The sequence below is a fragment of the Rhizobium sp. F40D2 genome (assembly GCF_051810745.2).
Lineage (GTDB): Bacteria > Pseudomonadota > Alphaproteobacteria > Rhizobiales > Rhizobiaceae > Rhizobium.
The window spans coordinates 716,926-733,586 of sequence record NZ_CM131436.1 but is presented as its reverse complement, the minus strand read 5'-3'; the positions used below and the strand labels follow the sequence as shown (position 1 = coordinate 733,586).

Genomic DNA, 16,661 nt, shown 5'->3' with positions numbered 1-16,661 from the left:
TCGCTGAGGGTTGGATATCGGGCCTGTCCCCCCACCGTGCAAGATTCGAGCTCAAGAGCGTGATTGGAACGCGTTCTTATGTGTACCTTCCCCCTCTCTTCTCTCTTCTCTCTTCTCAAAGTTGCCGGTCCGCTCACGGCGCCGACACTGTCATTGGTCAGCGCTTGTCGGAGGCAGTCGAACAGGGTCCCCAGCCAAAGAGTCCCAGCCATCCTCGCGATCTGGAGGACGTCACATGGTTTCTGACCCGAAGCCACGCCAAGTAGCTGCAAAGACGTCACTTTTTCCGGCGGGGAATGACAGCTATTGAACGGAGGGAATAGGCCCAAAAATGGCTTGCCTGGGGACCTTGGATTCTCACATGACTTCAATGACTTAGCGAAATCGCCTTTGAATTCCCTATATTTTCCCGCCGCGAGCGACCGTGGATGCCACCTTTGTGCCCTGGCTTTGGGCATCAGTCAACAGGACGGAGCGAGCGGCAATAATTTCCGCTTGCGGACCTCAAGCTTGTGGTCAGGGGGCCATAAAGCGCCCGACAGTTTCGGGCCTTCAAACGCACGCCTTGAACCATCCGCTTGCCGGACCAAAAGCGGATTCCCATTCAACCGTGCGGTTGCGAGCCAGCCTTCAGAGCCCTTAGCCCCGAGCGTGCCTTTTGGCATCAAGCACTGTGTGCCCTAGGCCGCAGCGCACAGGTCGCATCATAGGTGGCGATCCGGCAAAGTTCTTGTGTAGCACAAGTTGAACGTTGACCTTTCGCCAAACGCACGACCATGATCGCTAATCGTTTCATCACGTGAATGAAAACTTGATGCATATGGCTGACACTTTCCAACTCCTTCTGCATCGTTGCGTTTCGATCGACCTAGAAGTTGATCCTGCAACGGCAAGCATCTTTGCTTTTGCAGCGGTGCGCGATGATGCTCGTCCCCCGATCTTGGCAAAAAACCGCAATCTCGTGATAGCCCTCGACCGCCTGGAAGCAGAAGCAACCAAGGGTGTGCACCTGCTCGGCCACAACATACTTCGGCATGACTTGCCTCATCTGTTCGCGGTGCGGCCTGGGTTGGAGAATGTTCTTCGATCACCGATAGATACTTTATGGCTCAATCCCCTCGCATTTCCGCGCAATCCCTACCACCACCTGGTGAAGCACTACCATGACGGGCGCCTGCAAGCGGGCCATGTCAACGATCCTGAACTGGATGCGCGACTGGTGTTTCAGGTACTGCGCAATCAACTGGCGGCTTTGACGCAGCAGAACGCCGACCAGCCCGATGCCGTTGCAGCCTTTCATTTCCTTGCTACGAGGATGGAGAATTCAGGTGGGTTCGACGCGGTGTTTCGGGAGGTTCGCGGAGCTCCCGCGCCCGATCCTCTTGCGGCACAAGAAGCGATGTCCCGGCTTCTGGCGCGGCGCGCCTGCGAGAGGCGGCTCGAGCAGACGCTGAACCGCCTTTCTAATCCTCAGCTCGGTTGGCCGATGGCCTATGCTTTGTCCTGGATCCTGGTCGCGGGCGGGGATTCCGTCATGCCGCCCTGGGTACGGGCGCAGTTCCGCGAGGCCGCACTGATCGTGCGGCACCTACGCGACGCCAATTGCAGAAGCCCGGATTGCGCATGGTGCAGCGAGAAGAATGATCCGGTGCGAGCGCTGTCGCGCTGGTTCGGGTTCGACGCCTTCCGCGCGGAGCCCGTGGATGATATGGGCCGCCCCTTGCAGGAGCGGATCGTCGATGAGACGATGCGCGGGTCGAGCGTCCTCGGCATTCTGCCGACCGGCACCGGCAAATCGGTCTGTTATCAGATCCCCGCCCTGTCGAAGTTCGACAAGACCGGAGCGCTGACAGTGGTGATCTCGCCGCTGGTCGCGTTGATGGCTGATCAGGTGCAGGGTATGGCGCGGGCAGGGATATCCTCTGCTGTGACCGTCAATGGCATGCTTTCGATGCCCGAGCGGCAGGATGCACTGGACCGTGTCCGCATGGGAGAGGCCGCAATGCTGCTGATCTCACCTGAGCAATTGCGCAGCAACTCGGTACGATCGGTTCTGGCACAGCGTGAGATCGGGCTCTGGGTGCTGGACGAAGCGCATTGTGTGTCGAAATGGGGACACGATTTCCGACCTGACTACCGCTATGTCAGCCGGTTCATCAAGGAATCTTCGGGCGATGAAGCGCCTGCCCAGGTGCTCTGCCTAACCGCCACCGCCAAGCCAGAAGTGGTGCGGGACATCCGAGAGCATTTCAAATCACGGCTTGGACGCGACCTTTTGCTGCTGGACGGTGGCGCAGTGCGCACCAATCTCAGCTTCGAGGTCCGGCCGACGCAGCGTGGCACCAAGCTGGCGGACATCCTCGATGTGATCGAGACCAAGCTACCACAGGAGGGCGCTTCGGGTGCCGTGGTCTATTGCGCCACCCGCAGCGAGACACAGCGCGTCGCCGAGTTCCTCAAGCAGCAGGGGCTGTCAGCGGAACGGTTCCATGCCGGGCTGACGTCCGAGGAGAAGCGTGACATTCAGGAACGATTTCGCATCGGCGAACTGCGAATTATTGCTGCGACCAACGCCTTCGGCATGGGGATTGACAAGCCCGATATCCGACTGGTGGTCCATGGCGATATTCCCGGATCACTGGAGAACTATCTGCAGGAAGCGGGGCGAGCGGGCCGCGACCGTGCCCATGCCAATTGCGTGCTTCTCTTCACTGAGGAAGACGTTGAACGCCAGTTCTCGCTTTCTGCCCGGTCGCGTCTGGCCCGGCACGAAATCGGCGCGATCCTCAAGGCCCTACGGCGACTTGACGAGCGGTCGAAAAAGACCGGCACGGTCGTCGCCACCTCGGGCGAAGTCGTGCGAGCTGAACGCGATCAGGAATTCGAGCGCGACACCAACACCGACGACACCAGGGTGAAGACCGCGGTGTCATGGCTGGAGGAGGCCACGCTGCTGAGCCGCGAGGAGAACAAGGTTCAGGTATTCCCCTCATCGCTCAGGATCCGCAACCTGGAAGAAGCCGAGGCGATCCTGGCCAGAGCCGCGATCACCGGCACCCGTCGCAAGCAGCTTCTGGATATCACGCGCCACTTAATGAACGCGCCGCCCGATCAGGGCATTTCCACCGACGAGCTGGCCGGGATCAGCGGATTGACAGGGGGTATGCTGAACAAGGCGCTGGCCGATCTCGAGGCGCTCGGGATCGCCCGCAACGACGTCGTGGTCACGATCTTTGTCCATGTCGCAGTGGACGGTCATTCGCAGCAGCGTCTGGCGCAGGCCGCACGGCTTGAAACGGCGCAGATCGCCCTGATGCGTGAGGCCGCCCCGGATGCTGAAGGTGCCGGAGACATTCCCTTGCATCTGGCCGAAACCTGTCAGGCGCTCCGCAATCAGGGGCACAGCGCAGTGCGGCCCGACATCGTGGAGAAGCTCTTGCGTAGCATGGGCCGCGACGGGCGCGATCAGGATGGTGGTAAGGGAAATCTGCTGCTGCGAAAGGCTTCGCGCAACACGTTGATGGTCACGCTGCAACGGTCTTGGCAGGCGTTGGAACAGACAGCAAACCTGCGGCAGCAGGGGGCGGAACTGTTGCTACAGCACCTTCTGGGCAGGTTGCCAAAGGGCAGCCGCGGCAAGGACATCCAGGTCGAAACCACGATGGGTGATTTGCTCGCCACTCTGACAGGAGACGCGCTGCTGCGCGGCAGCGGCATTCAGGACATGACAAAACTGATGGAGCGCGCACTTCTGTGGCTGCACGAGCAGGAGGTAGTAACGCTGGGCAAAGGCCTGACGATTTTCCGGCAGGCAATGACGGTCCATTTGAACTCCGCGGGCGGCCAGTTCACAGTGAAAGATTTCACGCCCCTAGAGGAACACTACGCTGAGCAGACGATCCAGACCCATGTGATGGCGAGCTATGCCGAGAGGGGCCTTGCTGCGATGGATCAGGCGCTGCGGCTGTCGGAGGATTACTTCGTGCTGGAGCGTGACGCCTTTCTGCGGCGTTGGATGCCAGGGAGGGGTGGTGAGATCCGACGTCAAACCACCGGCAGTTCCTGGAAGGCGATCGTTGAGGCGCTGAGGAATCCAGCCCAGCAGGAGATCGTCGCTGACGACCGCGAACAGACAAGCGTTCTGGTTCTGGCAGGGCCGGGTTCGGGCAAGACGCGCGTTCTGGTGCACCGCATCGCCTACCTAATCCGTGTCCGCCGCGAGGACCCGCGGGGCATACTCGTGCTGACCTACAATCGCCATGCCGCCGCCGAGATACGCATCCGGCTGCGGCACCTGATCGGCGATGACGCGGCTGCCGTGACCATATCCACTTGTCACGCCCTCGCGATGCGACTGGTGGGCGCGAGTTTTGCCGGAACTGCGAGCGAGACGTCCCACGACTTCGACGGGATCGTTATGGAAGCAGTGCGCCAGTTGAACGGGGAAGGACTGAGCAAACCAGAGGCAGAAGCACAACGTGATACGCTGATTCAGGGCTATCGCTGGATTCTGGTGGACGAGTATCAAGACATTGGCCCTGAGGAGTATGCGTTGATCTCCGCCGTCGCAGGCCGCTCGCTGGACGATAAGGAGCTTCGGCTCAGCCTGTTTGCCGTGGGCGACGACGATCAGAACATCTATGCCTTTGCTGGCGCATCCATCCGCTTCATCCGCCAGTTCGAGGCAGACTATAATGCAAGACCGGTGTACCTGATCGAGAACTATCGCTCGACCGGGCATATCATTGCAGCCGCCAATGCAGTCATTGCGCCAGCCGCAGGCCGCATGAAAGCCGGCCACGACATTGCAATCGATCGCGGGCGCAGCAAGGAGCCGGCGGGCGGAGAGATGGCGGCGCTCGATCCTGTGGCGCGCGGGCGGGTGCAGGTTTTGGACTGCCCACTCGGGGATGCGTCACAAGCAATGACCGCGGTTGATGAACTCGTCCGACTATCACGCCTCGATCCGGAGTGGAGCTGGTCGCGCGCGGCGGTCATAGCTCGCGACTGGCGGCGGTTGGCTCCGGTGCGCGCTTATGCCGAAACGCTGGGCATTCCGGTGGAGATGGCAAATGAGAGCCTGCCCAGCATCTGGCGTCTGCGCGAAATGCAGCAGTTCATCGATGTCCTGCGTCGCGATACTGCACGTCTGCTGGGCGTCCGTGAACTGGTGGGCGTGTTGAACGCGATACCGTCCAATCGCTGGACGGACCTGATCGGTGAAGGCATCGCCGCGCTGGCCAAAGAGCTTGCGAACAAAACCATGCCTGTGCCTGACCTCGTCGAGTGGTTCGCTGAGTGGGCCCATGATGCGCGCAGCGATCAGCGCGCACTGCTTCTTCTGACGGCGCATCGATCGAAAGGCCTGGAATTCGACGACGTCGTCATCCTGAACGGTGGCTGGGACAACCCTTCTAAGGGCGAGGATCCCGATGCGCCGCGCCGCCTTTTCTATGTCGCCATGACCAGAGCGCGACGTAGCCTTGCCATGATTGCCGAAGGACAGCATCCGTTCGTCCCACACGGCGAAGAGCATCTGCTGCGCCGCGCCGCGTCCACCGTCTCTAATGCCGCCGATTTTCCGGCTGCGCTATACCAAGTGCCTAACCTCAAGACCGTAGACCTGTCGTGGGCCGGGCGTCTCAAGCCGGATCATCCCTCGCTTGTCGCAATCTCGACGGCAAAAGTAGGAGATCCGATTCAGATCGTGCGCGACGGCCCCACCTGGAAGATGCAGGACGCTCGGGGACAAATTCTCGGACGCATGGCCAAAAGTTGGTCACCTCCCGAAGGACTCAACTTCCTCCGCGGGGAGGTCGGCGCCATCGTGTGCTGGCGCAAGGCCGACAATCAAGAAGAGTTCCGGGTGCACCTTCACCGAGATGTTTGGGAAGTGGTTGTGCCGGAGCTTGTGTTCGGCTGATAGCTTGCTCGTCACGAACCTCAGTATTTTGACATTGTGCGATGTGGCGACATCGCACAGCTCGTGGACAATGACAAAAGATCAGGTTTGGGCCCGTTTGAGACCCCTGCGGTTACAGACTAAACGTCTGCTTCCCGGCGCCGCTTTTTCTGGGGTAGACTGACAGCCATTGAAGTGAGGGAATGGACCCAAACATGGCTTGTCTGGAGGCTCGGAATCTTGCATGATTCAAATAGGCTTGGCTGAAAAGCTCGAAATTCACTCTATTTTCCGATCGCGGGCGACTCTGGATGCCACCTTCGGGCCCTTGGTGTGAGCATCAGTCAACAGGAGGCAGTGAGCGGTAATAATTTCCGCCTATGGGACCGAAATCGCCATCGGGCTGCTGCCGCAACCATGACCGTCTTGCGCCAGTTTGGTATCCAGCAGTAATGCCGCCGATCCAGTACTCTCCTCTGTGGGATTACGCACATCGAAATGATTGCCGCAGTCGGTCACTCGCCGGCTGCATTAACCGGCACGGACATCGCTAATCAGGCTCTGGGCGTTCTGCTGAAAAAAATTTGGAAGCCCTTCCCGTTTTACTGCCCAGCAGCGCAATGTTGGCAAAGGGCAGTGAGAAGGGCTCATGTCAGACGAGGTCGAACATCTTTCACTCGAGGAAGTCGCGCAGTTGCTGCACCGTCAGCGACAGCCTGATATCCTGCGCCTCGCCGCCATCGCCGAGACTTGGGTGCGCGGCGTGCCTCGCCGCGACGCTTCCGACTTATTGAATGAGGCACTAGCGCAGATCTTGTCGGGGGATCGGCCATGGCCGGCGGACCTCGGCCTCCACCCCTTCTTGTCTCAGGTGATGCGTAGTATCGCTAGCCAATGGCGTCGCGAGGACAAGCGCGAGCCGCTCATCGGCGACTACGATGGCCTCATCACTGACCCGGCGGAGCGACGGGATCTCGATTTCAGTGATCTTGCTATTCGCATGCGCACTGCGCTTGCAGACGATCCGTCGGCGCTCGGCATCTTCGACCACATCCTAACGCAAACTAGCCGAAAGCAGGCCTTTGACCAGCTTAGTCTCGACGCAACCGGCTACGACACGGCTCGCCGCCGCATGACCAGAGCGCTTCGACGCCAATTTAAGCCTGGATGGACACAATGACGACACCCCTCGAATCCGACCAGATCCTCGCGCTGATTGCCGAAGGCATCCTCGACGCGAGCGACGAAGAGATAGTTGAAATCGCACGAGCAAACGGCGTCGATGTCGATGCTCTCGAGAAGAAGGTGCGCGAGCTTATCGCCACCCGAATCTCGGGGATGGAGACGGCCCCCCGCTTCGGATCGGCGAGACAGTTGCGTTGCGCTCCGATAGTGCGCGAATCGGTGTCATCACCGGCATCACGCCCAGCAACCGCGAGACCCGTCTCAGCGTCTTCATCGACGGCCGCCTTGAGACACTCTATCTCAGCCAGGTCGTCCGCGCCGACCTAACGCCCGGCGCCGTGCGGGCAACCCTAGACGAGTTCAACGCGCGTTTAACGGCGCTGCAGCTCGCCGAACCCAGCATCGCAAATTTGTACTCGCTACAGGCTGGACGTATCGACTTCATCCCCTATCAGTTTCGCCCTGTGCTCAAGTTCATCCGCGCCGACCGCCCACGTTTGCTCGTCGCTGACGAGGTGGGCGTCGGCAAGACCATTGAAGCGGGCTTGCTGCTGCGTGAGCTGCAGGCCCGCCGTCCCTTGCGCTCTGTTCTGATCGTTTGCTCGAAGGCTCTCGTCGCCGAAGAAAAATGGCACCGCGAGATGCGGCGCTTCGACGAGGAGTTTGTAACGCTCGGCAGCGACGAGTTGCGCTATTGTCTTGATCAGACTGATCTTGAGGGCGAATGGCCCGACCGTTATTCTCGCGCGATACTTCCCTTTTCACTTGTCAACGACAACCTTCTCCAGGGTTTTCCGCAGCGGGGCGGCGTTAAGGGCCCCGGCCTAAGCACGCTAGATACGCCGCCTCGGTTCGATCTCCTGATCGTAGACGAGGCGCATAACGCGCGAAACAGTGACACTGGGCTCCACCAAGGCTTGAGGATTCTCGCTGACGAAGCGGAAGCGGTCGTGCTTATCACCGCGACGCCGGTGCAGCTCGGGACCGGCGATCTGTTCGCGCTTCTGAATCTGCTTCGCCCCGACCTCGTAATCGACCGCCCAACGTTCGAGCGGATGGCCGAACCAAACGAGGCTATCAACGCCGCGATCGCCGCAATCCGCGCCACCGCGCCCGGCTGGCAAGATGAGGCCATCGCGCACCTTGGCGAGGCCGCTGCGACCGATTGGGGACGCGTCATGCTCGCGCCGTCGCCGGAGTATCGCAATCTGCTTTCCGCTACGCGCTCCGCCGCCACAGATGATGACAGAGTTCGTCTCATTCGGCCCGCAGAAAGCCTCCACAGCTTTTCGACTATGATCAGCCGTACCCGGCGGCGCGACATTGGCAACTTCACGAGCCGAAAGGCACGGACCGTCGAGGTTCCGTTCACCCCGGAGCAGCAGGCCGTTCATGATGACCTGTTGGCATTGCAGCGCTCAATCTATCTGCGCACCCACGGGGCTGGCCCCCTCGGCTTTCTCATGACCACTATTCGGCGACAGGCAGCGAGCTCGCTACATGGGCTTGCTCCGTTCCTAGAAGACATTCTGTCTCGCCGGCTGAGCGACCTCGAACTCGCTGAGATCGACGATGACGCGTTGGATCATGGTGACGCCGACATTGCGGCTGTCCGCTCCGAGATTGCCGCGGTGGTCGCGCGAGCGAAGAACTTGTCGGATGAAGACCCCAAGCTCACCGCTCTTCTCGACATCGTCGACCAGAAGGCCGGCATGCCCAATCGCCGGTTGCTCGCTTTTAGCTCGTTCCGTCACACGCTGGCTTATCTTGAGCAGGCTTTGCGCTCCCGTGGCGTGCGGATTGGTCTAATTCACGGCGGTGTCGCTGACGAAGACCGGCGAGCCATACGTAGGGCATTCGCGCTCGCCCCCGAGCATCCGGATGCTATCGATGTTCTCCTTTCGTCCGAGGTCGGATCAGAAGGTCTCGATTTCCAGTTCTGCGATGCGATCGTCAATTTCGACATTCCTTGGAACCCGATGCGGATCGAGCAGCGCATTGGTCGCATTGATCGCTACGGCCAGAAGAGCCAGACGGTCGCAATTTATAACTTCGTCACGCCGGGTACTGTCGATTTCGATATCTTTCAGCGCTGCCTGTTGCGGATCGGCGTGTTCGAGCGCGCCATCGGCGGTAGCGAGGCGATCCTCGGCGAGATCGCCGGTCGGTTGCAAGCGGTGGCGGACGATTTCCGACTGACGGACGAGGAACGTCGAGCGCGGTTGCAGCAGCTCGCAGACAACGAGATCCGCCAGATTATCGAAACCGATGCCCTTGAGGAGCGGGAAGCTGAGCTATTCGGTGTTCGTATCGAGCGCACCCGTATGAACGATGAGATTGCCGAGGCATCGAGCCGCTGGCTCGAGCCGGCAGCGATAGAGCGCCTAGTCGGGCTTCATCTCGAACGCGAACTCGATGTAGGCCGCAATCCCATCAGCGGACAGGGGCCCATCAAGAGCCTGCGGCTGGCGGCAGACGCCCGTCGTCGGCTCGTACCTCCCCGCACCCGTGGCACCCGTCTCAGCCTTGCCGAACGCGAATGGGAAACTTGGTTGCGTGGTGACCAGCAGACGCTTGCTCTAACATTCGACCGCGAGGCCGCCAACGAAGACCGGTCGCTTTCCTTCATCACGCCGGTTCACCCACTGACTCAAGCGGCGGCGCGGTCCTTCGCCAGTGACGAGGAGGTTATGGTGACCTTGCGGATAACCGACCCCGCTTTGCCTGCGGGGGAACACCCCTTCGCAATCTATCAGTGGCAGATGCGCGGTCTGCGCGAAGACGCGATGCTGGTTCCTGTCGTCGAGGATCCGCAGGTCGCGGCGGCATTTATGGACGTTTTCACAAGAGCTCATGACGCCTCGGACGTCGCACCCCCAGGTAGTGCCACAATCGAAGGACTTGAAGGCTGGCACCACGAGATGTGGACGCGGCGCCGAGCAGCCCACATTGCCGAAGCGAGTGAGATTGCGCGTTTCCGACGCGATAGCCTGGAAGCAAGCCACCGAGCCCGCGTCGCTATTCTCGAAGAGCAGCTTGCCGCCGCATCGGAAGAGCGGATTCGGCGCATGCGGACGGGGCAGTTGGCGCGCGCGAATGCAGATTGCCGCGAATCGCTCGATAGTCTCACTATCGCAGAACGGCGAGCAGATATCCTGCCGCGCCGCGTCGCCTCGGGTACGTTGCGGGTGGAGCACTGATATGGCTGACACTTTTCAAAATTGGCTAAACGAACTGCGTGCTAAGCGCGAACGTTGGGTCGATGCTAGCCGTGAAAACGATTTCGATCGCGGTATTTGGAATGCGACCGTCGATAAATATGCCGACCCCAGCCATTTCATTTTCGAGCTGCTACAAAATGCTGAGGACGCTGTCGCGTCATGGGTCCGCTTCGAGCTGCACCCCGACCGTATCGTCTTCGAGCATGATGGACGGCCCTTCGACCGGATGGACATAGAGGGCATTACCGGCATCGGCAACACCACCAAGCTCGACGATGGTCACAAGATCGGGTGCTTTGGAATCGGCTTCAAATCCGTATATGTCGTGACCGAGCGCCCCGAGGTTCATTCGACGATAGAGGGCTACCCGCTCGCCTTCGCAATCGACAAGCTCGTAGTTCCCAGGCTCATCACCTCGAACCACCTCGAGCCGACGACGCAGATTGTGCTTCCCCTCCGAGCTGACCGCGCGGCGTTAGCGCTCGACCGGGCGAGGAACGGTCTAGTGGCGTTGGGTGCGCGATCACTTCTATTCCTTCGCCATATTCAGCGGCTTGAATGGATCGACGGCGATCGGCGCGGAAGCGCCAAAGTCGTCGATGCCAACGGTTCGATCCGTTCAATCGAGTCAACGATGCCGGATGGGCGCTCGAATCTGGATCGCTATTTGGTGCTGTCGCGCGCGGTCGAGCACGAGACCAATCGCAAGCAGTATGAGGTGAAAGCAGCACTCAGGCTGAACGGCGCCGGGGATCTTGTTGCGGAGGATGCGCCGACCCGCCTGATGGTATTCTTCGAGACGGAGGAACTTACGGGCCTGCACTTCACGATCCATGGCCCTTTTCAGCTAACGGACAATCGTGGCAACATCAAACGCGACGATCCTTGGAATACTGAGCTTGTGGCCGCTATTGCCAACATGGTGGCCGACGCGCTTCCGGATATGCGCGAGCGCGGCATGCTCAAGCGCGGCGTACTCGATCTTCTGCCCAACGCCATGGACGAGCTGCCGCCCACCTTCGCGCCAATACTCGCGACGATCATGGAGAAATTCGCCGAGGAAGATCTAATACCGGTAAATGGGGGCGGCTTCACCAGAACGGCGACCGCTATGCGTGGGCCAGCCGACCTTCGCGATCTGCTTGGCGAAGCAGGACTAGCCGAATTCTCCAACCGGCCCGATCGACGGTGGATCGTCGCCGCCTTGCGGAACAGTCGGGCCGATCATTTTATCAACTCGCTGAAGATCGAGGAATTCGGCTCAGCGGACTTCTTCACATCCTTCCGCCATGTCTTTGGATCCCAGACACTCTTTCTCGAGAGCGACAAGCTCTGGCGCAGCCGTGGCCTGAACTGGTTCGGCCAACGCACAGACGAACAGATTCAGTTTTTCTACCTTGCATTAGACGCCGCGCAAAAAGCGCAGCGGCCTTCGATATCGATCGCAGACATGTCGTTCGTCCGTCTGGAAGACGGTCGTCGTCACTCGCCACGATATGCCGTGTTTGCTCCCGCTGAAAGTGATCTAGAGGCAGAAGCCGACCAAGGGGAATTGTACCTTGTCAAGAAAGCCCTGATCAGGTTGGGTCGAGGGCGGGGCAAAGAGGTCGAGCAATTTCTTCGACGTGTGGGCGTTCGCGACATTGACGAGCGCGCCTTTCTAAGCGCGATCATCCGAACACGATACAAGGGTGAGGGCCCACGCCCTACCCGCGAGCAGCATCTTCAGCACATGCGTCGTTTTCTCCGGTGGTGGAAGGAAAGCAAGGATACCGGCCTTTTTACCGGTCTCGCGTTTATCCGCGCCGGTGTCGGGGCAGGCTATCGCAATCCGAACGAGGTCTACTTCGGATCGCCCTACCAGGAATCGCCACTATCGAAAGTATATGACGGGACAATCGCCGATCGTAATCGCGTCGCGCTGTGGGAGGGATACAAGTCGCTCCCACGCAATGATCTAGTCGCATTTCTCGAGGGGTGCGGCGTCGAACGGCAATTGACGGTTTTGTCGTCGACCATATTTTACGACCATCCAAATTGGAGCTTTCTGCGCCATAACTGGGGCTCAGCGCGGCACACTGGGACGGGCGTCAATGTCGACTACCGCATCGACCAATTAGCTGCTCTACTGGGCCGGCAAGATCCTCAGATTTCAAAGCTGGTCTGGGAGACAGCTCGTCGAGGCGGGGCCATAGTCATGGCGGCCCAGTACTCTCCAAACCAGCAATATGCGGCGCACAAGGCACCCTCATCAATGGGCCATGTTCTGCGCCAGATGCCATGGATACCTGCCAAAGACGGATCTCTTCGCAAGCCGAGTGAGATCACCGCATCCGAACTAGCTAAAGGCTTCTCCATAGGCGGCAACGAGGACTGGCTCCGCGCGATCGGCTTCGGCGAACAGGAACGCCTGCGTAGCGAGCAATCCAAAGCGCGGCGCCAGGCGGGCGAACTAATAGGCCTGCCACCGGAACTCGTCGATCGGCTGAACGGTCTCTCGTCGGAGGCTCTTGCAACATTGAGCGCCGATATGATGCGCACCATTGACAGCGGCGCGTTCGAGCCCGTTGAATTCCCCGTGCGCGAGACCGGAAATGCCGGCCGGCGCACAGAACGGCTTGCTGCGCGCGCCAAAGAAGCGCCCGCCAAGACCTATGAAGTTCGCGCGCGATCGGTGCGAACAAGCAACGTCGAGAGCCACAAGGTCGCCCGTACCTATCTTGAAGATCAATATACCAATCCTCTTGAGGAAATGGTCTGTCAGGGGTGTCACGACAAAATGCCGTTTAATCGTCCCGACGGCTCGCCATACTTCGAAGCCGTCGAATGTCTCGATTCCCTACCGCAAGAACAGCCCGAAAATCACCTGGCGCTATGCCCGACCTGCTCAGCAAAGTGGCGCCATGCCAATCCGATTACCGATGCTGAGCTGCGCGAGAAGATCGCCGAGGCAGAGGCCCCCGAGATCTCGGTCGAACTCGCAGGCGCACCCGTGCGGCTGCGATTCACGCAAGTTCACATGGATGATATTCGAACAATCGGGGGCATTTCCTTGTCATATGTCGGTGGGGTGAAATCTCATGTAATCGCGTGAGTTGTTTTATTCTTTTGAGGGATGCGACGGTTTTTCTCTAAGCCTCGGTGGATGATTGCCCGTTCTCATCTGTGGTTTAGCGTGGCTAGCGGCCACATAGAAGTCGTTCGATGCCGATGGGCTGCTATGTCCCCTTTTCGTGGGCTGGCTGACCATAGTTGACAGTACGCAGCCGGACTAAGATGGTCGTTTAGGGGGATCAGCGTCCGCTGCTGTCGCAACTATGCCGATGTAAGGACGACGGCAGGAATTGCCGCAACCGGCCCCCAGATGGACTGTCGAGTGAGATCGAGCAGTTCCTAGCCGACATCTACTCGCGACTCGCCGGTGTTCTCTTAGTAGTGCCCTGAGATCTGCACTTGATTGTAGATAAAGCACGCCCCGATGGAAAAATGCTCCCGGACCCCATTGTGAATGACGTGCATCAATGCTTCGTTATGCCAGCAAAAAGGGAAAAATGCCGCGCTCGTAGGAGAGTAGATTTATGAAGCAGAACACTGCCGTCTTCGCAAACTTCATTTGCAGGTTTGGTGACAAGGTGCTCTTGGACTACGCAGAGCAGGTCGTACTTCCAGCATTTACGGACGATACCTTAATCAGATCGTATGGTGAGACTGAGTACCACTTCTACGAAGTAAAGCTCGTTAATTTGGCAAAGCGAGGTGAGGAACCGATACTTGCCGTCGTCGGACAGTTCGTTAAGAACACGCTCCTTACACGAGTGCAGGTCTTCGATGAAAGTGATGGCCTAATCCAGGATGAGCAAAGTATGCGTTCTGCGCCTTCCGCATTTTTTGTTCTAATTCTGAATAACCATCGACTGATCTACATGCCAGAAACGCCCTATGCGCCAGATCTGGTAGCATTCAGAGGGACTGCCTTAACTTTCCTCCGCAGCAAATGGAACAAGCTGATTGATAACTTATTTGAGGCGTCGAAACACAGCGGGGAACCGATTACAAAAGTAGCTCTTCGGAAGTTGCATCCCATTCCCACGCTGGAAGTTGTCCCTCTGACGGATCGACGAAGCTTGGCAGAGTTCGTCGAGCGTTACGAGACATTGCGCAGGATTGATTTCCGGCTGATCACACCAAACGATGAAATCGATGCTTCTGATACGTTAGAGCGGGTAAGGAAGTTGGGGCTGGGGCTTGATGCAAAAATCACAAAAGTCATCACTGAGAACAAGGATGGGCTCGATAAAGAGGCTTCCTTGGCTGCGGTAGAAGAGGCCACTGCAACAGGTAATCAAGAGGTGATTCTTCGGGGCGTCGACGAAGCCGGAAATTCTTTAAAGGTCGCAAATGACTCTTTCGAACTTTCGGTCCCTATCATGGACCTGCCGGACGGACTTTTAGCAAAGGCGAAGTTTTTATTCAGAAAGTACCGCGAGCAGGTTGATCAACAAGAAATTAACGCGCCTGGGCTGAACAATGCAATTGAAAAGATAAGGCAGTTAGTAGGGCTTCTGTAGGATGACCTGGCAACAGCGACTGAACCAGGAAAAAAGCCTCTTTCAAATCTACAAGATCGCGCGGATAGTCGCGTTCTCGAAAGGGAACGTGGTCGCAGCGGTCTGCATTTTCCTCATGTCGGTCATGTTGCTTGGAGTGAACGCTTTTACCGGTATGGCAATCGCGTCAATGCCGGCGCTTCAGAAAGCGATAAATTCTGTCGCAGATACGGGATTCGCGTTCACATCTACCATGCTTGGGTTTTTGATCTCTGGCTTTGCAATATTTGCAAGCATATCTAAGCCAGACGTCCTCATCATCTTGGCGAAAACTGACTATAAGAACCCACGTATATCAGAGCTGCAGTTTATATTTTTTAACTTTATACTTGTTTTTATTCACTACATTATCTTCGTGGGCGCCTGTGCGTTTATTAAGATTATTTCTGGTGATTCTGGCCCGCTGCCAAAGGGTTTGGATTTAGCGAGCACCTACAGCGACGCTATTGGGTGCGCCTTAACGTCAACGTTGTTGGCTGTGCTCTTATCGTGGCTTGCGTTCGTAACTCTTCTGCTGAAATCATTCATTTGGAATCTCTATCAATCAGTTCTTATCACGATCCAGATTGAAGACTTGTTGAAGCAGACGCAAAGCGGGGGCGATGGTGACTGAAAAAATAAGAAGTAGTAGCCATCCGCAGACTACACGCTCACTCCCAGGCTCATCGCACACACCAATCCAATAGAACGCAAACACATGAAAATCATCGACAACACCTCTCAACTACTTGGCGATGATCTGAAGGAAACGCTGAGCCAAGGCTCTCGCGTGAAGATCGCGGCGTCTTGCTTCTCAATCTATGCCTATGAGGCCCTGAAGTCTGAGCTATCCAAGATCGAAAGCCTGCAGTTCATCTTCACGGCTCCGACATTCGTGCCGACGGAAGCGACCGACAAACTACGGAAAAAAAGCGCGAGTTCTTCATCCCAAAGGCGGGGCGTGAAAGCAGCCTCTACGGCAGCGAATTCGAGATCAAGCTTCGAAACAGGCTCACGAAACGCGCTGTGGCTCAGGAGTGTGCGGCGTGGACCCGAAAGAAGGCCCGGTTCAAATCCAACGCTACCCTGGCCGCCATGCAGCCATTCGGTCACGTGGAGACCAGGGGCGCCGCCGTCGCTTACATGCCGATCAGCGGGTTCACAGCCGTTGATCTCGGCTATCAGACGGGCAACGCGGTCTCCAACTTTGTCAACCGCTTAGACGAGCCTGTTCATACCGGCTCGTATCTGAACCTTTTCAACCAGATATGGAACGACGCGGACAAGCTCCGCGATGTGACTGACGCCGTCTGCGATCACATCGAGTCCATCTATCAGGAGAACGCCCCCGAGCGGGTCTACTTCCTGATGCTGTACAACATCTTTCGGGAATTCCTGGAGGATATCGGCGAGGACGTTCTATCGAATGATCTCACCGGCTATAGAGACAGCATCGTCTGGAACAAGCTGTTCAACTACCAGCGCAACGCTGCAACGGGGATCATCAACAAGCTTGAAACCTATAACGGCTGCATCTTGGCTGACTAGGTCGGCCTAGGGAAAACCTTCACCGCGCTGGCTGTGGTCAAATACTACGAGCTCCGCAACAAGTCCGTGCTAGTCCTTTGTCCGAAAAAGCTTGCCGACAACTGGCGGAACTACAATACCAATCTCACCACGAACATCTTCGCCAAGGACCGCTTCGACTATGACGTCCTCTGCCACACGGATCTGTCGCGCACGTCAGGCGAGTCCTTTGGCATACCG

The 16,661-nt window shown here is 58.1% G+C and carries 7 protein-coding genes; all 7 read left to right on the top strand.

The features are described 5' to 3' along the window. The first annotated feature begins 814 nt into the window (after window positions 1-814). The 7 genes from ACS4RS_RS03545 (at window position 815) to ACS4RS_RS03515 (ending at window position 16,442) form a co-directional block, all read left to right on the top strand. A complete protein-coding gene (locus ACS4RS_RS03545) occupies window positions 815-5,923 on the top strand; it encodes a RecQ family ATP-dependent DNA helicase (protein WP_449313879.1) in 5,109 nt (1,702 codons plus the stop codon). A gap of 628 nt (window positions 5,924-6,551) precedes the next feature. Continuing rightward, window positions 6,552-7,082: a hypothetical protein gene (locus tag ACS4RS_RS03540; RefSeq protein WP_439008690.1), complete on the top strand. Its 531-nt coding sequence runs from the start codon at window positions 6,552-6,554 to the stop codon at window positions 7,080-7,082. A gap of 199 nt (window positions 7,083-7,281) precedes the next feature. Continuing rightward, window positions 7,282-10,287, top strand: a complete 3,006-nt coding sequence (locus tag ACS4RS_RS03535) for a helicase-related protein (RefSeq protein ID WP_439008691.1) — start codon at window positions 7,282-7,284, stop codon at window positions 10,285-10,287. A 1-nt stretch (window position 10,288) separates the two neighbouring features. After that, on the top strand, window positions 10,289-13,402 hold the full coding sequence (locus ACS4RS_RS03530; RefSeq protein ID WP_439008692.1) for a sacsin N-terminal ATP-binding-like domain-containing protein: 3,114 nt from the start codon (window positions 10,289-10,291) through the stop codon (window positions 13,400-13,402). Window positions 13,403-13,886: 484 nt separating this feature from the next. After that, window positions 13,887-14,876 carry a hypothetical protein gene (locus tag ACS4RS_RS03525; RefSeq protein WP_439008693.1) on the top strand — a complete coding sequence of 330 codons (990 nt, stop codon included), beginning with the start codon at window positions 13,887-13,889 and terminating at the stop codon, window positions 14,874-14,876. Window position 14,877: 1 nt separating this feature from the next. Next, entirely contained in the window at window positions 14,878-15,528 is a 651-nt protein-coding gene (locus ACS4RS_RS03520) for a hypothetical protein (protein ID WP_439008694.1), read from the top strand. 392 nt (window positions 15,529-15,920) lie between these two features. Then, on the top strand, window positions 15,921-16,442 hold the full coding sequence (locus ACS4RS_RS03515) for a hypothetical protein (RefSeq protein WP_439008695.1): 522 nt from the start codon (window positions 15,921-15,923) through the stop codon (window positions 16,440-16,442). Window positions 16,443-16,661: the final 219 nt, after the last annotated feature.

What these genes read in the sequence shown, in the direction of transcription:
- ACS4RS_RS03545 (WP_449313879.1), top strand. Translation starts at nt 815, where the DNA reads ATGCATATGGCTGACACTTTCCAACTCCTTCTGCATCGTTGCGTTTCG.
- ACS4RS_RS03540 (WP_439008690.1), top strand. Translation starts at nt 6,552, where the DNA reads ATGTCAGACGAGGTCGAACATCTTTCACTCGAGGAAGTCGCGCAGTTG.
- ACS4RS_RS03530 (WP_439008692.1), top strand. Translation starts at nt 10,289, where the DNA reads ATGGCTGACACTTTTCAAAATTGGCTAAACGAACTGCGTGCTAAGCGC.
- ACS4RS_RS03525 (WP_439008693.1), top strand. Translation starts at nt 13,887, where the DNA reads ATGAAGCAGAACACTGCCGTCTTCGCAAACTTCATTTGCAGGTTTGGT.
- ACS4RS_RS03520 (WP_439008694.1), top strand. Translation starts at nt 14,878, where the DNA reads ATGACCTGGCAACAGCGACTGAACCAGGAAAAAAGCCTCTTTCAAATC.